This window comes from Fusobacterium ulcerans ATCC 49185, assembly GCF_900683735.1.
Taxonomy (GTDB): domain Bacteria; phylum Fusobacteriota; class Fusobacteriia; order Fusobacteriales; family Fusobacteriaceae; genus Fusobacterium_A; species Fusobacterium_A ulcerans_A.
In genome coordinates, this window is sequence record NZ_LR215979.1 from 2,422,535 (window position 1) to 2,440,559 (window position 18,025).

Sequence of the window (18,025 nt, forward strand, 5' to 3'; positions counted from 1 at the left end):
CAGGACTATAAAGTCCTGTTCTGATACGACTATTTATTAATATTGTATCTTTTGTTGAATTTGTCAACTCTACCAGCAGCATCAATAAACTTAGCTTTTCCTGTATAGAATGGGTGGCATTTTGAACAAACAGCTATTTTAAGTTCGCTCCCTTTAGCATAAGTTGATCTTGTTTCAAATTTTTCTCCACATGTACACTCAATAGTTATAACGTTGTATTGTGGATGAATATTTTTTTTCATTGATTTTTCACCTTCCTAACAAAAATTTTCTTAATATCACAAGAGATTTTATCATAAATATCTAAGTTTTGCAACTTTTTTTTAAGTGTATTTATTAAAAATTTTCTCCCATTAATTTATTTATGAAATAAATTTCAATAAATATATTTGTAAATTTTCCTTTTATAAGTTAATATATTCTATATGATTATTTTTTCAGGAGGAATTGTGGGTAAAAAATTTTATGCTTACTTCTTAGAAGATGAAAATATTAAGGGGATGGTTGACAACTGGGACAAATGCAAAAGCCTTGTTCATGGAAAAAAGGCTAGATATAAATCTTTTCCAACAGAAAAAGAAGGAAAACAGTGGCTTGAATCAGGAGCTCATTATGAGAAAAAAACAGGTGATCAAGCTCCTAAAATAAAAAAAGAAAAATTAAAAGAGTCTCTTGTTAATGGAATATACTTTGACTCTGGTACAGGACGTGGAATTGGTGTAGAGGTAAGAGTCACTGATTTAAGTGGAACTTCTCTTTTAGCTAAAAATTCTTTTGGGCTTCCTGTTAATTCCTATGGAAATATTCATCTTGGTACTGACAAAACAAACAACTATGGAGAACTTCTTGGATTATATCTGGCTATGGATATAGCTTCACAGACTGGAGAAAAGAAAATATTTGGAGACAGCAATCTTGTTATTTTCTTTTGGTCTAAAGGGTTATTTCGAAAAGATTCACTAAATGATGATACAATATCTTTAATACTTAAAGTTACAGAAAAAAGAAAAAATTTTGAAAAAACAGGTGGAAGAATTGAATATGTCTCAGGAGATATAAATCCTGCTGATTTAGGATTCCACAAATAGGAGGAATAATGGATACTTTTACACTTTTTAGTACTGAACATTTTTGGTTTATAGGAGGAGGATTTTTAGCAGTATTTGCTTTTATAATTATTGCTGCATTTCTCCCAAGATATAGATTTGCTCAGGTTTCTGCTCTCATAATTCTAATCATAAAAGTCAGTGAATTAAGTTACAGACATTTTTATTTTGGAGAGCCTATTAAAGGTCTGCTTCCTCTTCATCTGTGCAACCTTACATTAATATTTGCTCTGCTTATGATGTTTACTAAATCACCATCATTATTTCAGGTAACTTATTATTGGAGTTTAGGTGCTCTTTTTGCAATCCTTACTCCTGACGTAAAATACTCATTTCCTCATCCATTGACATTAAGTTTTTACATCACACATTTTTATTTGATATTTGCAGCTATTTATGGAGTAATCTTCTTTGAATTTAAACCTACCTTTAGAGGCTGGGTAGATTCATTTGTATTCTTAAATGTTCTTGCAGTAATTATATTCTTTATAAATTCAAATCTTGGAACAAATTATCTTTATGTCAATAGAATTCCAGATTTTACCTCTCCATTGGATCATTTTGGAAAGTGGCCATACTACATTGCAGTTGTAGAAGGGATATATCTAATACTGACATATGCTATTTATTTTCCGTTCAGAAGAAAGACTTTTAAATACAGTACAAAATATTTTTAAAGTAAAAAGAGGGTTGCAACCCTCTTTTTATAATTCTATTACAAGCAGTCCTTTTACTTCTTTCAGAGCTTCAAAAGTTTTGGTATCTGTCCTTATCTTATATGTCACTCTCTCATTAAATCCTTTATCTAAGTATTCACCATTAAGACTGTCTATTATAGTTTCTACATCGCTTATTTTCTCATATGGAAAATCTATCATATATGTTTTTTTCTCTATATATTCTGTGATACCAGCTTCCTGTATTGCTAATTTTGCTGTTTTAGCATAATTTCTGACAAGTCCTCCAGCTCCCAGTTTTATTCCTCCAAAATATCTTGTAGCAATTACTACCAGATTAGTAACATCCATATATGTTATTATATCTCCCATTGGCTTTCCAGCTGTTCCACTAGGTTCTCCATCATCATCAGTTTTAAAATACTCCTGCCCATTGTCTATAACTTTATATGCAGTACAGTTATGAGTTGCATCTTTATGCTTTTCTCTTATTTCAGCTATAAATTCTTCAGCTTCCTGCTTGCTTCCTATAGGTTTTACATACCCAATAAATTTTGATTTTCTCTCTTCAAATTCTATTGAACATTCTCTTTCTACACTTTTCATTCTTTCCCTGCCTATATCAATTTTTCCAGAATATAAAGTATTCCTGAATATACTGGAGCAATTATTCTTCCTAATATTCCTGTCATATTTAAAAGAAGTATTATTATTATCCCATATCTGTCCATATAGAAAATTGTATTTCTTAAATCATCATTTCCTAAAGAAGCTAAAACTCTTGAACCATCCAGTGGAGGAACAGGAATGAGATTGAATACCCCAAGAAGAATATTTAATCTGATCATATAAATTATAGCTGCATAAACATATCTATTTCCTAAATGAGGTGCTGCATATTTAAAAAGGAATAATCCTATAGCTGCAAGAATAAAATTTGAAGTTACTCCAGCCACTGCTACTAAAAATTCTCCTAATCTTCCATATTTTAATCTCCAGTAATTAATTGGAACTGGTTTTGCCCATCCAAAAACAAAAGATGAGCCAGTAAGTATCAGTAAAATAGGAAATATTGTTCCTAGAGGATCCAAATGTTTTAAAGGATTCAAACTCAATCTCCCATAATTTTTTGCTGTAGGATCTCCACATATATAAGCCATTACCCCATGAGCCACCTCATGTACCAAAAGAGATAAAATAAGTATGGCTATATTTAAAAATATCATTGGATTTGTAAGGATATTTCCCCCTGTTCCAAAAATCAAATATAAAACAATAACTGCTAAAATAGCTTTTGTCACATTAGACATTCCACTATTTAAATATTTTAGTTCTTCCAGAAATCTTCTCATTTTTTTTACCTTCCATTTTAAATTTATTATAAAATACTATCCCAAATATTATAACATAAAAAATTAAAAATAGAGCATTATCCTTACTTCCATTATATCTTAAAGTTAAGTATGGAACTTTAGAAAAAATTTCTACTAATTTCATAAATGTTTCAAAAATAATATTCACTATTGGAAAAACTATGAACCCGAGTCCTAAATTTTCCAAAAAAAGCCCAATAAATGATGTTAAGATATATAAAGTTCCAACTGGTAAAATAATTAAATTACTAAAAAATGAAAGAAACTGAACAGTTCCAAACTCTTTTATCAATATAGGTATCAGAAAAAATTGAAGAGTTGTCAGAAGTATCAATTTTTCTACGAATTTAGATTTTCCTCTATATATAATTTTTCTTATTATTGGATATATACATATTATAGCAAACACAGCTAAATATGATAATATAAATGAAACTTCATCAATAGCAACAGGACTTATAAATATTCCTCCTATAAAAGCTGCTGCTAAAGATTTAGAAGCATCTATATCTTCATAGAATATCTTTCCTCCTATGAATATTACTGCCATTATATAAGCTCTGATTAATGATGAAGAATGCTTCACTCCTAAAAAATAAATAGTTAAGGATACTAGCATAAAAATATATCTATTCTTTCTAGAAACAGGTAATTTTTTAGAAATAAAACCACATATTCCTAAAATTATCCCTATATGTAACCCTGAGAGTGCCATAAGATGAGATATTCCCACATAATTAAATTCTCTTCTCATATTTCTGGTCAGCTGCTTTCCTTTGCCAAGTATGACAGCACTATATACTCTTTTAAATTCAGGGCTTCCATCAGCAATAAATTTCTTTACATTATTTTCAAAATAGTTTTTCAGCCAGCTTTTCTCTATTTTTTCATCTGTTATTTTATTAATATAAAAATACTGCATATCATCTCTATTTTCTATCTTAGCTATTTCAGCTAAAATCATATATTTCCCATCTGGTATTTCTGGAATAAATGTATAACTTCTTATTTTAGGATACCTGTTGTCTATTTTTATTATATTTCCCATTCCATTTTTTATTTCTACTTTCATTTTAACTATTTCCAATCTTTCAAGATCATTAAAATGTATACATAAAAGTATCCTTATTACTAATAAAACTGGAATTACATAAATAAATTTATCTTTTTTCTTAAAAAATATGTACATTCCAGTGACTACTAATACAGTTAAAAATATGGAAATCCATAAAGAAAATATATTGAAAATAGTCACAATTATAAAAACTTCTAAAGCTAGAATATAAATTAGTTCCAAATTTTGCCTCCGATTTTTGAATATCTCTATTCTTCATACTTGTAATAAAATATGAATGATATAATAAATGAGATCGTAGACACAATAGAAGTAAGGTATATACCACTCTTTTCCACTCCTTTTGGAGTTCCTGTTATTGCAGATAAAATGTCTCCATTTCCTGAAACTAAAATTATAGGCAAAATAAGTATAGATACTAAAAATGCCATTTTCAAGAAAAATCCTTGTATTCCAAAACATACCCCTTCTATTCTATGACCTGTTTCATCACTTATTTTACTTCCTATCTCACTAAGCATAGCTGGAGGAAAAATAAACCCAGCTCCTGCTATTGGTATTCCGATCAAAGCAAATAATATAAATCCAAATTTTACAGGAATTGCTTTTCCTAAAAAAAATAAAGCTGTTGTAAATATTATCAGCATAATCAAACAGCTAAGCATAACTTTTCTATATCCATATTTTCTTGAAAGAAGATTTGTAGGATAGAAGCATATTGCTGACATTCCAAAAAGAAGAGCAGAAGCTAAAGTTATAGCTCCCTTTCCATATCCCATTATGTCCTCTACAAAATAATTCATAACAGCTCTCAGATTATTAAATCCTATAAAAAAGAAAAGAAGTCCTAAAAGATATAATACAAAAGATTTATTTTTAAATAATATCTTCATAGTATCTTTGAATCCTGCATCTGAACTTTGTCCTAATGAATATTTTCTCTCTGGAACTAAGAATACTGTTATAAATCCTCCTATTACTGCAATGGCACATAGAGAGATAACCATTCCTCTGACTCCAAAAAGAACATCTCCTTTTCCAATCATTTTTATAAGTACACCAGGAATAATCATTGCGATAGCAGTATATAAAAGCCTGAATATAGATTGCCATGTAGACAGGTTAAGTCTTTCCTCCTGTATATGTCCTATCTCTGGTATAAGAGCATTATAAGGAGCTCCCACCACTGTATAAAATGAAAAGAACAAAGAACCAACTATTGCCAGATAAATAAATGCTGCTTTTTCATTTCCCATTGGAGGATAAAAAAATGCTACTGTACATAATGCTAATGGAATAGTTCCAACGGCTATAAATGGTATTCTTCTTCCCCATCTTGTATTAACTCTGTCTGATAAGAAGCCCACTACTGGATCTGTTATCATATCTACAAGCCTTGATATTACAAGTGCTAATGAAATAAATAATGGCGCCATCACTGGTTTTAATCCTGAGCTTTCAGGGGGAAGATAGAAATATAGTATCCATTGTGCAAAAATTTGATCTACAATGGCATAACTAACTCCCAATCCATAAAATATCTGTATATTTAAAGGTATTCTTTTGCTCATCACTTTCTCCTTTTTATTTAGTCTTTATTGTTATCAGTATTTTGAAGCTTTATATTATGATATCAAATTAATATCAATATTTTTATTTATTTTTTCTATATGATTTCTTAATTATTATTTTATCAAATAAATATTGATATTTTCTTTACTTTCCTTTTATCATTAGTGGTATCTTTGAATCTTCATAAAATTTTACCATTTTGTATATAAGAGAAGCTTTTTCATTAAATTCTATAAACTCTCTTGCCTCATCAGAAAATTTATCTTTAATATTTTTCATAGATGTCATTATTTTATTATTTTCTTCTTTTTTTAAATAATTAAGATATTCTCTTCCCTTGTCAGTGAACCCCAGTATTTTTACATAGGGTATCTCTTTTTTTACTTTTTGAGTAAGTTCCTGTGTTATTCCAGTCAAAATATGAATCAACACCCTCTGTGTTCTTCCTTGAGTAAATCTTCTGCTAGTTATTCCATTATAAAATTCTTCAAATTTATAATTTTTTACAGCCATTTCATAAAGTCTGTTTTCATATCCTTTTTCCATATCCTGAATATCAGATAATATATTTTTATTTCTTATTATTTCATACCTTAACAGAGGATAGAAGTTTTCTAAATATACAAGTCTGTTCTTTTTATTTTCTTCATTTAATATTTTTAAACTTTCTTCTGGTACTAAATCAGCTATCTCTTTTTTCTCTTTTAAAAACTTTCTGACAGCAGTAGCACTTGCAAAACCTTCATCAGCATTCTCTTCATAATATCCAGTTTTCTCTCTTTTTATAAGCATAGGAACAATATTACTATTCCAATATTTTATAGCCTTTATATATTCCAATCCTAAGATATCATTTGAAGCAAGAATAATATTATTTCCTTTAATTTCTTTTAAAGCTTTAGAATATGCTGTTGGATATGATTCTCCATTGGAAAGATGCTTTTTTATTTTATTTTTAAATTCTATATCTTCTTCTATCTCTGCAATCTTCTTCAAACTATTTATATTTGAAGTTTCTGAACCAAATATTATATTACTGCATTTCAATTCATTGAGAATTCCCACTGCTCCCTTAGCAAAAATTTCTGCACTCTGGCAAGAATAAAATACTGGAAGCTCTGCTACTATATCTATTCCATTTTTCAAAGCCATCTCTGCTCTTTTCCATCTGTTAATGACAGCTGGTTCTCCTCTTTGAACAAAATCACCACTCATAACAGCTATCTTTACATTTTCTTTATCTATTTCATATGCCTTTTCTAAATGATACTTGTGTCCATTATGAAAAGGATTATATTCTACAATTAATCCAGATGCTTTCATCCACTGCTCCTTTCTTTTTCTTATTATCATCATATCAGTTGTTTATTAACAAATCAATCAATATTTATTACTTGACTATTGCTTTTTCAAAATTTTAGTTTATAATTAAGTATACATAGGATATAAGGAGGAAACCATATGCTTTTAGCAATTGATATTGGAAATACCCACATAGTTACAGGATTGTTAGATGATACAGGAAATGTCTTGTTGACTTTTAGAATTGCTTCTAATGATAAATTAACTGAAGATGAATATTTTTCATATTTAAGAAATATTTCCAAATTTAATAAAGTAGATATTGAAAAGATAGATGGAATGATAGTTGCTTCTGTAGTTCCCAATCTCATTACCATATTTCATTTCTTAGGAAAAAAATATTTTAATATAGAACCTATGATAGTTAATTCTGAACTTAAAAAACCTTTCACTTTTGCACCAAATCTTAATCCAACTGGTTTTGGAGCAGATAGAATAATAGATATAGTCCAGTCTTTAAGCGAATATCCAGATAAAAATCTTGTTATTTTTGATTTTGGAAGTGCAACTACATATGAAGTACTTGAAAAAAATATCTATATAGGGGGCGGTATTCTTCCAGGAATAGAAATGTCTATCAATGCCTTATTTACAAATACAGCAAAACTGCCAAAAGTAAAATTCAGTACCCCTGATTCTGTTCTTGGAAAAAATACTATTGAGCAGATTCAAGCTGGTATTTTCTATGGTTATGCTGGACAGATAAAGCATATAATCAAAAAAATTAAAGAGGTAGTTGAGAATCCATTCATTATTGCAACAGGTGGACTTGGTAAAATTCTTTCTGCTGAAATTGAAGAAATTGATGTATATTCTCCTGATTTGAGTATAAAAGGACTTCATACTCTTTATAAATATAATCAAGCTTATAATTAAATCAAAAAGCCTGACTTGTAGTTTTATACTTTGTCAGGCTTGATTTTTTAGTTCAAAACTTTTTTATTTTTCTTTACAAAATCTATTATCTTAAAGTAGTCTTCCATTGCAGCATTGATATATGCTTTTTGTCCTACATAGTTATCTGGATAAAGTTTTGCAGCTGATTCTTTAAATATCTCTACAACTTCAGCTGGAACTTTAGAAGAAGCTATCTCTTTAGCTAACTGTTCTTTAGCAGCGTTATTTTTCTCTTCAGTCACTACTGCACTTTTTAACGTTTCTACTTTTACTCTTTCTACAAGTTCATTATAATTTGCTATTTCACTTGGTAATACCTGATATTGTTTTACAAAGTTTGAGCCATACATCTGTCTTAATCTTTGCTTTATTCTGTCAAATTCCACTGCTGGTATTCCAGATTCTGCCCCCATTTTTTCCATTTTTAAATATGAGTCTGTCTGCCATCTTCTAAAAGATATTCTGTCACTTCCTTCAAAAGATTGAGATTCTCTAATTATAGCTTTTTCTATGTCTGCTGGCACTTCCTGTTTAATAGCAGCAAAAGCTGAAATATTCAAAGCTATCAATCCTAATATTATTGCTTTTTTCATTCTTTCCTCCTCTGATTTATAGACATATTCCATGTCATATTTTATATTTTTTTACTATTTATATATTTCTCTTTGTATTTTACAGGACTCATTCCATCAAGCTTCAACTGTATTCTTTCATTATTATAGAAATGTATATACTCTTTTATTTTTTGAGCTAGATTTTCATATGTCATTCCTCTATCTAATAAGTATATCAGTTCTGCTTTAAAATGTCCAAAGAATATCTCAATAGGTACATTATCCCAGCAGTTGCCACGTCTTGACATAGATTGAATAACTCCTTTCTCTCTTAGCATATCACAATATTTTTCTCCTGTATACTGAAAACCTTGATCAGTATGTAAAATACATTTTTCTTCCAATGGAAATTCAAAGATTTTATCCAAAGTTTTTACAACAAGTTCAAAGCCATCAGTGAGTCCTAAGTCATAAGCAATTATTTCCTCATTAAAAATATCTTTCACAGCATTCATATACACAGTAAAATTATACATTTTTATTTCTGTAATATCCATACATAATTTTTCTAAAGGTTTACCAGAATTAAAATCTCTGTTTAATATATTCTCAACAACTTTTCCAGCCCAACTTTTGCCTTTATAACTCTGATTTCTTATTATTGATTTTACTCCCAGCTCTCTCATTATTCTATATATTCTTTTATGATTTACTTTAAATTCCGTATTATTGTTTATGTATGAGCATAATCTTTTTACTCCATATGTTCCATTGTATTTTTCATTTATTTCTATAATCAGCTCTTCTATTTTTCTATTTTCCTGTTTTCTTAAACTTGTATCATCTTTCCGCTTCTTCCATTTATAATAAGCACTTCTTGACACTCCTGCAGCCCAGCATAGAGATGTGACAGGATATTCATCCTCCAACATTTCTATAGCTCTATATTTGGTTCTTCCAGCTGCAGAATATACAACTTTTTTAAGTATTCATTCTCCATTCTCAAATATTTATTTTCCTTTTTTATTGATATGTTTTTCTCATTAGAAGCTGTTTTTATCTTTTTTAAAATCATTTTCTTACTGCTTCTTCTTTTATCAAAAGCTCTTTCTCCCAATTCTTTATATTTTTTTACCCAATCTAATATTTGTGTATCAGATTTAACTCCATATTCTTTTGCCAGCATTTCAGCACTTACATTAGATTTTAAATATGTTTTTACAACTGATAATTTTAATTTTTTATCATACCTACTATACTCTTTACACATAATAAAACCTCCTGAATAAATTATTTATTTGAAAGGCAATAAAAAGATTTTTCAAAAAATTTTTAAGGATGACCTTTCAAGTCATCCCATATTTTTATTTTATCTTTTTATATATCTTTAAAATACTATACCAAAACTGATACATTATTTTTTATATTATACCTTGATTTTTCTCAAAAAAAAAGTGCCTACCTAAGGTAAGCACTAAAAATTTTTTATTTAATTTTTTAAACCAAACTAGAATGAAGTTCTGAATCCTGCAAATACAGTTGGCTGCCATCTCCAGTTAGATGCTTCACTCTCAGCCGTAATATTCCAGTTTCTGTATTCAGCCCCAGCTGCTGCATATACTTTTACAGATGGAGTTGCTTGATAGTTAACTTGAATTGTTGGTAATGCATATAATTGATATGCTGCATGTTTTTGACTAGTTATAGACTTATTTAAAAATGCCTTTTCTTTAGCCCAAGAATAAGTATCATATCCACCTTCGAAATTGAAGTCAACTGATACTTTTCCATTTGTATATAGGTTAGTTGTATTATAGATATAAGCTTCCACATCTACAGTAAAGTTTTTATCTTTTTCATCCCATGTAGCTTCTCCATTTCTTATTTTTCCATTAACTATTTGGTCAGCTCCATAAAAATGTTGAGTTGTATATAAATTAAACTCAAATGAGAATCCCCATGGTAATTCATGCATTGTATATAAATCTACACCTAATTGATTATCATATTCATCAGAAAAATCATCTTCATCAGCGAACACATGTCTATATTTTGGAGCTACTACAAAGTTAGTAGTTTTTACAAAATCATTGTTGAACATATATTCTGCAAAATTAAATCTTGCTTGATATTCTAAATGTCTAGCATTATTATTGTCTCTTGCTTCAACTCTTGAAGTAAAATCAACTTTAGAATCTCCAAGTAATCCATGATTATATGTATATCTTAATCTTGTGTCATCTCCAGTTTTTCCTCCAACTTTAGAATTTTCAGAAGTAAATTTATTAAAATCTCTTACTCTGTATTCTAAAGCTTGTTTTTCAGTCATATTAATTTTTCCTTGTAACTGAAGTCTTCCATACTTATTATTTCCATTCCAATCAGTTCCATCTTGAGTTTCAGTTTCACCATAGTATCTGTATTGAAGATCAACATAACCGTTAGGTCTGAATCCTTCTTCTTTGTCTCTGTAAACGATAACTTCTTTTTCGATTACTTGAACTGGTGCTTCTTCAACTACAACTGGAGCTGGTACAACTTCTTTTGCAGATGCTGATGCTACAACAAGTAAAGAACCTAGTAAAAGTGCTAATTTTCTCATAATTATCTCCCCTTTAAAAAGATTTTTTTATACCTCCCCCCTAACTTCCAAGGGGAGATATTTCCCATTACCAATGGAGGGGAGGGTTGACAAATCTTCTTGTTAGAACCCCAAAAAAAGAGGATAGAAAAAGGATAGACATACCCCCTTTTAGTAGACAAAAAAAATCAAGAAAAATTAAAAAAAGTCTGCCAAAAAGACAAACTTTTTTAAATATATTTAATTATATTTTCCAACCATTTAGGAATATTTTCATCCCAGATAATATTTCCATTTTCTACCAAAAGACATTCTCTTATATATTCACTATTATCATATACAGTTATTTTATCACACATCTTAAAAACTTTTTTAAAATTTTCAAATGATTCAACATACCTTTTTTCTATATCTTTATCTGGTATTCCATGACCACCATTTCTTACTCTTATTCTTACTCTTTCTTTAGCAATTTCTACATTTTTTACTCCAATATAGTGTAAATATATTTTAAAGCCTTTTTCTTTAGCTTTTAAAATCCCTTTTAAAACAGTATTCCCTGTCAAAGTAGTTTCTTGATTAAAAGAAATTCCTTTTTCTATATATTCATTTCTCCAACTAATTCCAATTCTGGCAGCCTTTATCTGATCAGATGAATTTTTCCATTCTCCAATCTCTTTTACTATTTCATCAGTATTAATTCTTTTCCCTAAATCATTATTCTTTATTATTTCAATATTATATAAAGTTGATTTACCAGCTCCATTTACTCCTGCAAAAATAGTATATACCTTCATATTAATATATTCCTTCTTCTATAATCTTCTTCTGCTCTTCTTGAAGTAAAAAGTTCCTTGCATTAAAATAAAATTCCTTTTCTTCTTTTGTTTTAGCTGATTTTATTAATTCAAAGTACTCATCTATTTTTAAAGTTTTAAAATATTCATATATATTTATATCTCTTATTTCCATATTCTGACCTCCATTATTATAGTCTTTTTATATATGTTAACCTTTTTTTTAAATAAAATCAATGAATATTTATGTATACACAAAAAAAGTGCCCACAAATGTGAGCACTAAAAAATTTTTATTTAATTTTTTAGACCAAACTAGAATGTAGTTTTAAATCCTGCAAATACAGTTGGCTGCCATCTCCAGTTCTTAGCTGAATTTTGATTATCAATAGCCCAATCTCTATATTCAGCACCAGCTGCTGCATATACTACAACATTTGGAGTTGCTTGATAGTTAACTTGGATTGTTGGTAATGCATATAGTGAATAAGCTGCATCATCAGTTCCTGCTTCACCATATTTACCAGTTAATTTTGTTCCAAATTTCTTTTCTTGTGACCAGTTGTAAGCATCATATCCACCTTCAAAGTTAAAGTCTACTGTTACATTTCCATTTGTATATAGGTTAGTAGTATTGTATAAATATGCTTCCATATCTACTGTAAAGTTCTTATCTTCTGATTTTCTTCCACCGTCAAATGCTTGATCTTGCCCATAGAAATGTTGATCAACATAGAAATTTAACTCAAATGAGAATCCATATGGTAATTCATGGAATGATGCAATATCAAACCCTAGTCTATTATCATAAGCATCATCATTTGTTGAATCCCATACATATTTGTATTTAGGTGCTACTACAAAATTAGTAGTTTTAATAAAATCATTGTTGAACATATATTCAGCAAAGTTAAATCTTGCTTGATATTCTAATTCTTGTGCACCAGATGCTAAATCTCCTCTATCTCTATAATGTACTCTTGAAGTCAAATTAACTTTAGAATCTCCAAGATTTCCATGGTTATAGAAATATCTTAGTCTTGTATCAGAACCAGATTTTCCAGTTTTTTCTTCAGAAGAAACACTGTTATATTTTCTGATTCTATATTCTAAAGCTTGTTTTTCAGTCATATTAATTTTTCCCATTAACTGAGTTCTTGAATAGTTAGTTTCTCCTGCCCAACCTTCACCTTTTTTTTGTCCTTCAGTTTCACCATACCATCTGTATTGTAGATCTACATAACCGTTAGGTCTGAACCCTTCTTCTTTGTCTCTGTAAACGATAACTTCTTTTTCGATTACTTGTACTGGTGCTTCTTCAACTACAACTGGAGCTGGTACAACTTCTTTTGCAGATGCTGATGCTACAACAAGTAAAGAACCTAGTAAAAGTGCTAATTTTCTCATAATTATCTCCCCTTTAAAAAGATTTTTTTATACCTCCCCCCTAACTTCCAAGGGGAGATATTTCCCATTACCAATGTTATACATTATTTTTACAGTTTTGTAAATACTTTTTTTAAAATTTCTTCACAAAATTTTCATATTACAGTCACAAATCTCCTAAATATAATACTTTAAATACCCCAAAAAAAGAGGATAGAAAAAGGATAGACATACCCCCTTTTAGTAGACAATTTTTTTTGTGATTATTTTGTGAAGATGTAAAAGTAAAATAAAAAGAGGCTGATCTTTTCAGAACAGCCTCAACCTCGGGGAGAGATTTTTTATATAAAATTTTATTATTAGCGTTTCCCTCTTATTGAGAGGGTTTATAAGATTTTCTGGGAAAAATCTTTTTTCTATTTAATGGGGGTATTAACAACTTTACTAGATTCTTTATTGTTTTTTTATCTATGTTATTTAGACTCTTCTTTTTCTTAAAAAGTTTAAATATTTTTTATTTTTTTGTTTTCTCCCCTCTTTTTTATCAGAGGGGAGAACATTTTTTCTGGGGGAGAAAAAATCTTTATTATTTGTTGTTTTATTTCTATGATATTTAGACTCTTGATTGTTTAAAAAAGTTTAAAAGTTTTTTAATTATTTTATTTTTGTATATTAATTTCATATTTTAATATTTCTCTTGCTAGTTCTAATGTATCCTTTAGGTGAGTTTCAATAATTTTTTGTAATATATTTAAATTTATAGCTTGATAATCATGAACTGCAATATTTCTAAATCCTACCATTCCCTGTAGTTTTTTGCTTAGTTCTTTAGAAATAATATTATTCTTTTCTAATATTTGAAAAGTTTCTTTACTACTCTGAAAAATTCCATATTTATTTATTCTAATCACATGGGCAGCAAGATCTATTCCTGCTTCACATAAGCGTTGAATATTTAAAATCATAGAATCCTGTTTTGTACAATTTTCTAAATTTGATGGATTGTTTTCATATTCTTCTTCTACTCTTTTTATACATTTTTTTATTGTTTCAATTTTATTAATTATAATATCATCTTTCATCTCTCACCTCCTAAATAATAATTATTATATCACAATTAAAAAAAGTGCCCACAAATGTGAGCACTAAAAATTTTCATTTAATTTTTTAAATCAAACTAGAATGTAGTTTTAAATCCTGCTATAACAGTTGGTTGCCATCTCCAATTAGTAGCTTCACTTTCAACTTCTACAGCCCAGTTTCTGTACTCAGCACCAGCTGATAAATATACTACAACATTTGGAGTTGCCTGATAATTAGCCTGAATAGCTGGCCATGCATATAAAGAATATTTTGCATCCTCTTGTTTTTCTCTTGAATTAGTGAAAGCTTTTTCTTGAGACCAGTTATATTGATCATATCCACCTTCAAATACAAAATCTATTCCTAAATTACCATTTGTATATAGATTAGTTGTATTACGTAAATATGCTTCCATATCTATTGTAAAGTTTTTATCTTTATTAGCTATTTTGTCATTAAAATCTTGATCTTGTCCATAGAAGTGTTGAGTTGTATATACATTAAATTCAAACGCAAAACCATATGGTAAATCTGTCCATGTATATAAATCTACACCTAATTGATTATCATAGTTATCAGTATTTTTATTCCATACATAAGCATATCTAGGTGCTACTGTAAAGTCAGTAGTTTTTACATAATCATTGTTGAACATATAATCAGCAAAGTTAAATCTTGCCATATACTCTACATCTTGAGCCCCAGCATTTTTGTCTCTATATTGAACTCTTGAAGTAAAGTTAACTTTAGAATCTCCAAGATTTCCATGGTTATAGAAATATCTTAATCTTGTTTCTGTTTTAGTTTGATTTTCTTTCGCATTTAAACTGTTCCAATCTCTAATTCTAAATTGTAACTGTTGTTTTTCAGTCATATTAATTTTTCCACTTAATTGAATTCTTGAATAGTTATTATCACTATTCCAAGTCCCTTTATTTTGCCCCTCAGTATCTCCATAATATCTGTATTGAAGGTCAACATTTCCATTAGGTCTGAACCCTTCTTCTTTGTCTCTGTAAACGATAACTTCTTTTTCGATTACCTGTACTGGAGCTTCTTCAACTACAACTGGAGCTGGAACAACTTCTTTTGCAGATGCTGATGCTACAACAAGTAAAGAACCTAGTAAAAGTGCTAATTTTCTCATAATTATCTCCCCTTTAAAAAGATTTTTTTATACCTCCCCCCTAGCTTCCAAGGGGAGATATTTCCCATTACCAATGAGGGGGAGGATTGACAAATCTTCTTGTTAGAACCCCAAAAAAAGAGGATAGAAAAAGGATAGACATACCCCCTTTTAGTAGACAAAAAAATTTCATCCTCACAATCAGATGAAATTAGTATCTTAGTTTTTATATTTTTATTATTTCTCTTGCTAATTCTAAAATATCTTCTAAATTATTTTCAACAATTTTTTGTAATATTCCTAAATCTATAGTTTGATAATTATGAATTGCAACATTTCTAAATCCTATCATTTCCTGAAGTTTTTTGCTTAACTCTTTAGAAATAACATTATTTTTTCCCAATATTTGAAATATTTCCTGACTGCTTTGAGGAATACCATATTTATTTATTCTTATTACATGAATCCCTAATCCTATTCCTGTTTCGCATAATCTTAGAATATTTAAAATTATTGAATCCTGTTTTGTGCAATTTTTCAGGTTTGATGAATCATTATCATATTCTTCACTTATTCTTTTTATACACTTTTTTATTACTTCAATTTTATTAATTATAATATCATCTTTCATATTTTACCTCTCATAAAATATTTTATGATTTATTATATCACATATATAAAAAAGTGCCCACAATTGTGAGCACTAAAAATCTTTATTTAGTTTTTTAAATCAAACTAGAATGTAGTTTTAAATCCAACTGTAATATATGGTTGCCATCTCCAGTTAGTTGCTGATTTTCTTCCTTCTTCAGCCCAGTTTCTATATTCTGCACCAAGATTTGTGTAAGCAACTACATTTTCAGTAGCTTGATAATTAAATTGGAACTCAGGATTCCAGTAAGCTGAATAAGAAGTATCTTGATCTCCTTTTGTTCCATAAATATCTTTTTCACTCCAGTTGAAGTTATTATATCCCCCTTCGTTATATAGAGCAATACTTAATTTTCCTTCAGAATATAATGAAGTAGTTTGTGCAAAATAAACTTTTAATCCTACAGTTGCATTTTCATCATAAGTTTTTCCATTTGCAGCTATTTTTTTATCTTGACCATAGAATTTATACATGAAAGTACTATCTGTTTCAATTCCTGTTTCAAATCCCCATGGATGTTGGTTAACCATTAAAAAATATAACCCTAATCCATTATAATAATCTGAATCATTTGTTGCCCATCCATATTCATAAGTAGGAGCTAATATAAAAGCTGTTGTTTTAATAAAATCATTATTGAACATATAATCAGCAAAATTAAATCTTGTTTGATATTGTACTGATTGTGAAGAGTTAGAACCATCTTGATATTGAATTCTTGAAGTGAAGTTAACTTTTGAATCTCCAAGATTTCCATGATTATAGAAATATCTTAATCTTGTTTGAGTTCCATCACCTGTTACATGTTTTTTCTCATTTTCATTTAAATCATTCCATTCTCTTATTCTAAAGTATAAAGACTGTTTTTCAGTCATATTTACTTTTCCTTCTAATTGAGTTCTTGAGTAATTATTTCCATCTTCTTCTGAGTATCCATGCCAAGTTCCCTCATTTTGTCCTTCAGTATCTCCATAATATCTGTATTGTAGATCTACGAAACCGTTAGGTCTGAACCCTTCTTCTTTGTCTCTGTAAACGATAACTTCTTTTTCGATTACTTGTACTGGTGCTTCTTCAACTACAACTGGAGCTGGTACAACTTCTTTTGCAGATGCTGATGCTACAACAAGTAAAGAACCTAGTAAAAGTGCTAATTTTCTCATAATTATCTCCCCTTTAAAAAGATTTTTTTATACCTCCCCCCTAGCTTCCAAGGGGAGATATTTCCCATTACCAATGAGGGGGAGGATTGACAAATCTTCTTGTTAGAACCCCAAAAAAAGAGGATAGAAAAAGGATAGACATACCCCCTTTTAGTAGACAAAAAAATATTCATCTAAAATTAAGATGAATATCATAAGCTACTTCTTATAAAAAATTATTAATTAATTTTTTATACTTCATAATTATCTATTATTTCTTTTCTTTCTTCATTCAGTTTTAAATATTTTTTTAAAACAAGATTTTCAAATTTCTCTCTTTGAATTTTATTTTTCTCATATATCAAAATACCATTTTCTACAACTTCTTTTTGAAACACTGTTGTAGAAAAATTTATTTGAATCAAGTCTACCTCTTTTCCTAATTGCAGAGAAATTTCTTGAGCTAGAAGAAAAATATCATAAGAATCATGCTTAATCAACGAATAAAAGGCTATATCTACATCACTATCATTATTTTGTTCTCCTTTAGCATATGAACCAAATATATAAATAAAATCACATTCTATATTTTCTAATTTTTTTATTATTTTATCAGCATATTTTTCAATCTCCATAATTAAA

21 protein-coding genes are annotated in these 18,025 nt (G+C 28.8%); 3 read left to right on the plus strand and 18 right to left on the minus strand.

The features are described from left to right. Window positions 1–29 precede the first annotated feature (29 nt). Window positions 30–242, minus strand: coding sequence for a 50S ribosomal protein L31 (rpmE, locus tag E0E45_RS10845; RefSeq protein WP_130891178.1), 213 nt, complete (start codon window positions 240–242; stop codon window positions 30–32). A 207-nt stretch (window positions 243–449) separates the two neighbouring features. Between rpmE and E0E45_RS10850 the strand changes: the two genes are divergently transcribed. Then, a complete protein-coding gene (locus tag E0E45_RS10850; RefSeq protein ID WP_130891179.1) occupies window positions 450–1,088 on the plus strand; it encodes a ribonuclease H family protein in 639 nt (212 codons plus the stop codon). An 8-nt stretch (window positions 1,089–1,096) separates the two neighbouring features. Further along, on the plus strand, window positions 1,097–1,783 hold the full coding sequence (locus E0E45_RS10855; protein WP_130891180.1) for a TIGR02206 family membrane protein: 687 nt from the start codon (window positions 1,097–1,099) through the stop codon (window positions 1,781–1,783). Between the two features lie 27 nt (window positions 1,784–1,810). Here E0E45_RS10855 and E0E45_RS10860 read toward each other — a convergent pair whose 3' ends face one another. The 5 genes from E0E45_RS10860 to E0E45_RS10880 all read right to left on the minus strand — a co-directional run bounded on the left by E0E45_RS10860 (window position 1,811) and on the right by E0E45_RS10880 (window position 7,126). Further along, window positions 1,811–2,389 (minus strand): IMPACT family protein, encoded by a 579-nt coding sequence (locus tag E0E45_RS10860; protein ID WP_130891181.1) that lies wholly within the window; start codon window positions 2,387–2,389, stop codon window positions 1,811–1,813. Window positions 2,390–2,400: 11 nt separating this feature from the next. Further along, window positions 2,401–3,135: a site-2 protease family protein gene (locus E0E45_RS10865; protein ID WP_130891182.1), complete on the minus strand. Its 735-nt coding sequence runs from the start codon at window positions 3,133–3,135 to the stop codon at window positions 2,401–2,403. Continuing rightward, entirely contained in the window at window positions 3,098–4,453 is a 1,356-nt protein-coding gene (locus tag E0E45_RS10870; protein WP_130891183.1) for a ComEC/Rec2 family competence protein, read from the minus strand. Before E0E45_RS10870 ends, E0E45_RS10865 begins: the two co-directional genes overlap by 38 nt. 26 nt (window positions 4,454–4,479) lie before the next feature. Next, window positions 4,480–5,802 (minus strand): MFS transporter, encoded by a 1,323-nt coding sequence (locus E0E45_RS10875; RefSeq protein ID WP_130891184.1) that lies wholly within the window; start codon window positions 5,800–5,802, stop codon window positions 4,480–4,482. A gap of 145 nt (window positions 5,803–5,947) precedes the next feature. Beyond that, window positions 5,948–7,126 (minus strand): nucleotidyltransferase, encoded by a 1,179-nt coding sequence (locus E0E45_RS10880; protein ID WP_130891185.1) that lies wholly within the window; start codon window positions 7,124–7,126, stop codon window positions 5,948–5,950. 138 nt (window positions 7,127–7,264) lie between these two features. On the opposite strand from E0E45_RS10880, the gene E0E45_RS10885 reads away from it, so the two are divergent. Next, complete coding sequence (locus tag E0E45_RS10885; protein ID WP_130891186.1) at window positions 7,265–8,041, plus strand: type III pantothenate kinase; 777 nt, start codon at window positions 7,265–7,267, stop codon at window positions 8,039–8,041. Window positions 8,042–8,088: 47 nt separating this feature from the next. Here E0E45_RS10885 and E0E45_RS10890 read toward each other — a convergent pair whose 3' ends face one another. The 12 genes from E0E45_RS10890 to mntA form a co-directional block, all read right to left on the minus strand. Continuing rightward, a complete protein-coding gene (locus tag E0E45_RS10890) occupies window positions 8,089–8,655 on the minus strand; it encodes a hypothetical protein (protein WP_130891187.1) in 567 nt (188 codons plus the stop codon). A gap of 41 nt (window positions 8,656–8,696) precedes the next feature. Beyond that, window positions 8,697–9,548, minus strand: coding sequence for an IS3 family transposase (locus tag E0E45_RS10895; protein WP_130891188.1), 852 nt, complete (start codon window positions 9,546–9,548; stop codon window positions 8,697–8,699). Between the two features lie 2 nt (window positions 9,549–9,550). Further along, a complete protein-coding gene (locus E0E45_RS10900; RefSeq protein ID WP_130891189.1) occupies window positions 9,551–9,886 on the minus strand; it encodes a transposase in 336 nt (111 codons plus the stop codon). Window positions 9,887–10,123: 237 nt separating this feature from the next. Continuing rightward, window positions 10,124–11,218: a hypothetical protein gene (locus tag E0E45_RS10905; protein ID WP_130891190.1), complete on the minus strand. Its 1,095-nt coding sequence runs from the start codon at window positions 11,216–11,218 to the stop codon at window positions 10,124–10,126. 209 nt (window positions 11,219–11,427) lie between these two features. Beyond that, window positions 11,428–11,994, minus strand: a complete 567-nt coding sequence (locus tag E0E45_RS10910; protein ID WP_130891191.1) for a zeta toxin family protein — start codon at window positions 11,992–11,994, stop codon at window positions 11,428–11,430. Window position 11,995: 1 nt separating this feature from the next. After that, window positions 11,996–12,169, minus strand: a complete 174-nt coding sequence (locus E0E45_RS17705) for a hypothetical protein (protein WP_172604186.1) — start codon at window positions 12,167–12,169, stop codon at window positions 11,996–11,998. A 140-nt stretch (window positions 12,170–12,309) separates the two neighbouring features. After that, window positions 12,310–13,401 carry a hypothetical protein gene (locus E0E45_RS10915; RefSeq protein ID WP_130891192.1) on the minus strand — a complete coding sequence of 364 codons (1,092 nt, stop codon included), beginning with the start codon at window positions 13,399–13,401 and terminating at the stop codon, window positions 12,310–12,312. Between the two features lie 638 nt (window positions 13,402–14,039). Next, on the minus strand, window positions 14,040–14,462 hold the full coding sequence (hepT, locus tag E0E45_RS10920; RefSeq protein WP_130891193.1) for a type VII toxin-antitoxin system HepT family RNase toxin: 423 nt from the start codon (window positions 14,460–14,462) through the stop codon (window positions 14,040–14,042). Window positions 14,463–14,557: 95 nt separating this feature from the next. Next, window positions 14,558–15,610 (minus strand): hypothetical protein, encoded by a 1,053-nt coding sequence (locus E0E45_RS10925; protein ID WP_130891194.1) that lies wholly within the window; start codon window positions 15,608–15,610, stop codon window positions 14,558–14,560. Between the two features lie 205 nt (window positions 15,611–15,815). Then, entirely contained in the window at window positions 15,816–16,220 is a 405-nt protein-coding gene (gene hepT, locus E0E45_RS10930) for a type VII toxin-antitoxin system HepT family RNase toxin (RefSeq protein WP_130891195.1), read from the minus strand. Window positions 16,221–16,324: 104 nt separating this feature from the next. After that, a complete protein-coding gene (locus E0E45_RS10935; RefSeq protein ID WP_130891196.1) occupies window positions 16,325–17,404 on the minus strand; it encodes a hypothetical protein in 1,080 nt (359 codons plus the stop codon). A 230-nt stretch (window positions 17,405–17,634) separates the two neighbouring features. Beyond that, complete coding sequence (gene mntA / locus E0E45_RS10940) at window positions 17,635–18,018, minus strand: type VII toxin-antitoxin system MntA family adenylyltransferase antitoxin (protein WP_130891197.1); 384 nt, start codon at window positions 18,016–18,018, stop codon at window positions 17,635–17,637. Window positions 18,019–18,025: the final 7 nt, after the last annotated feature.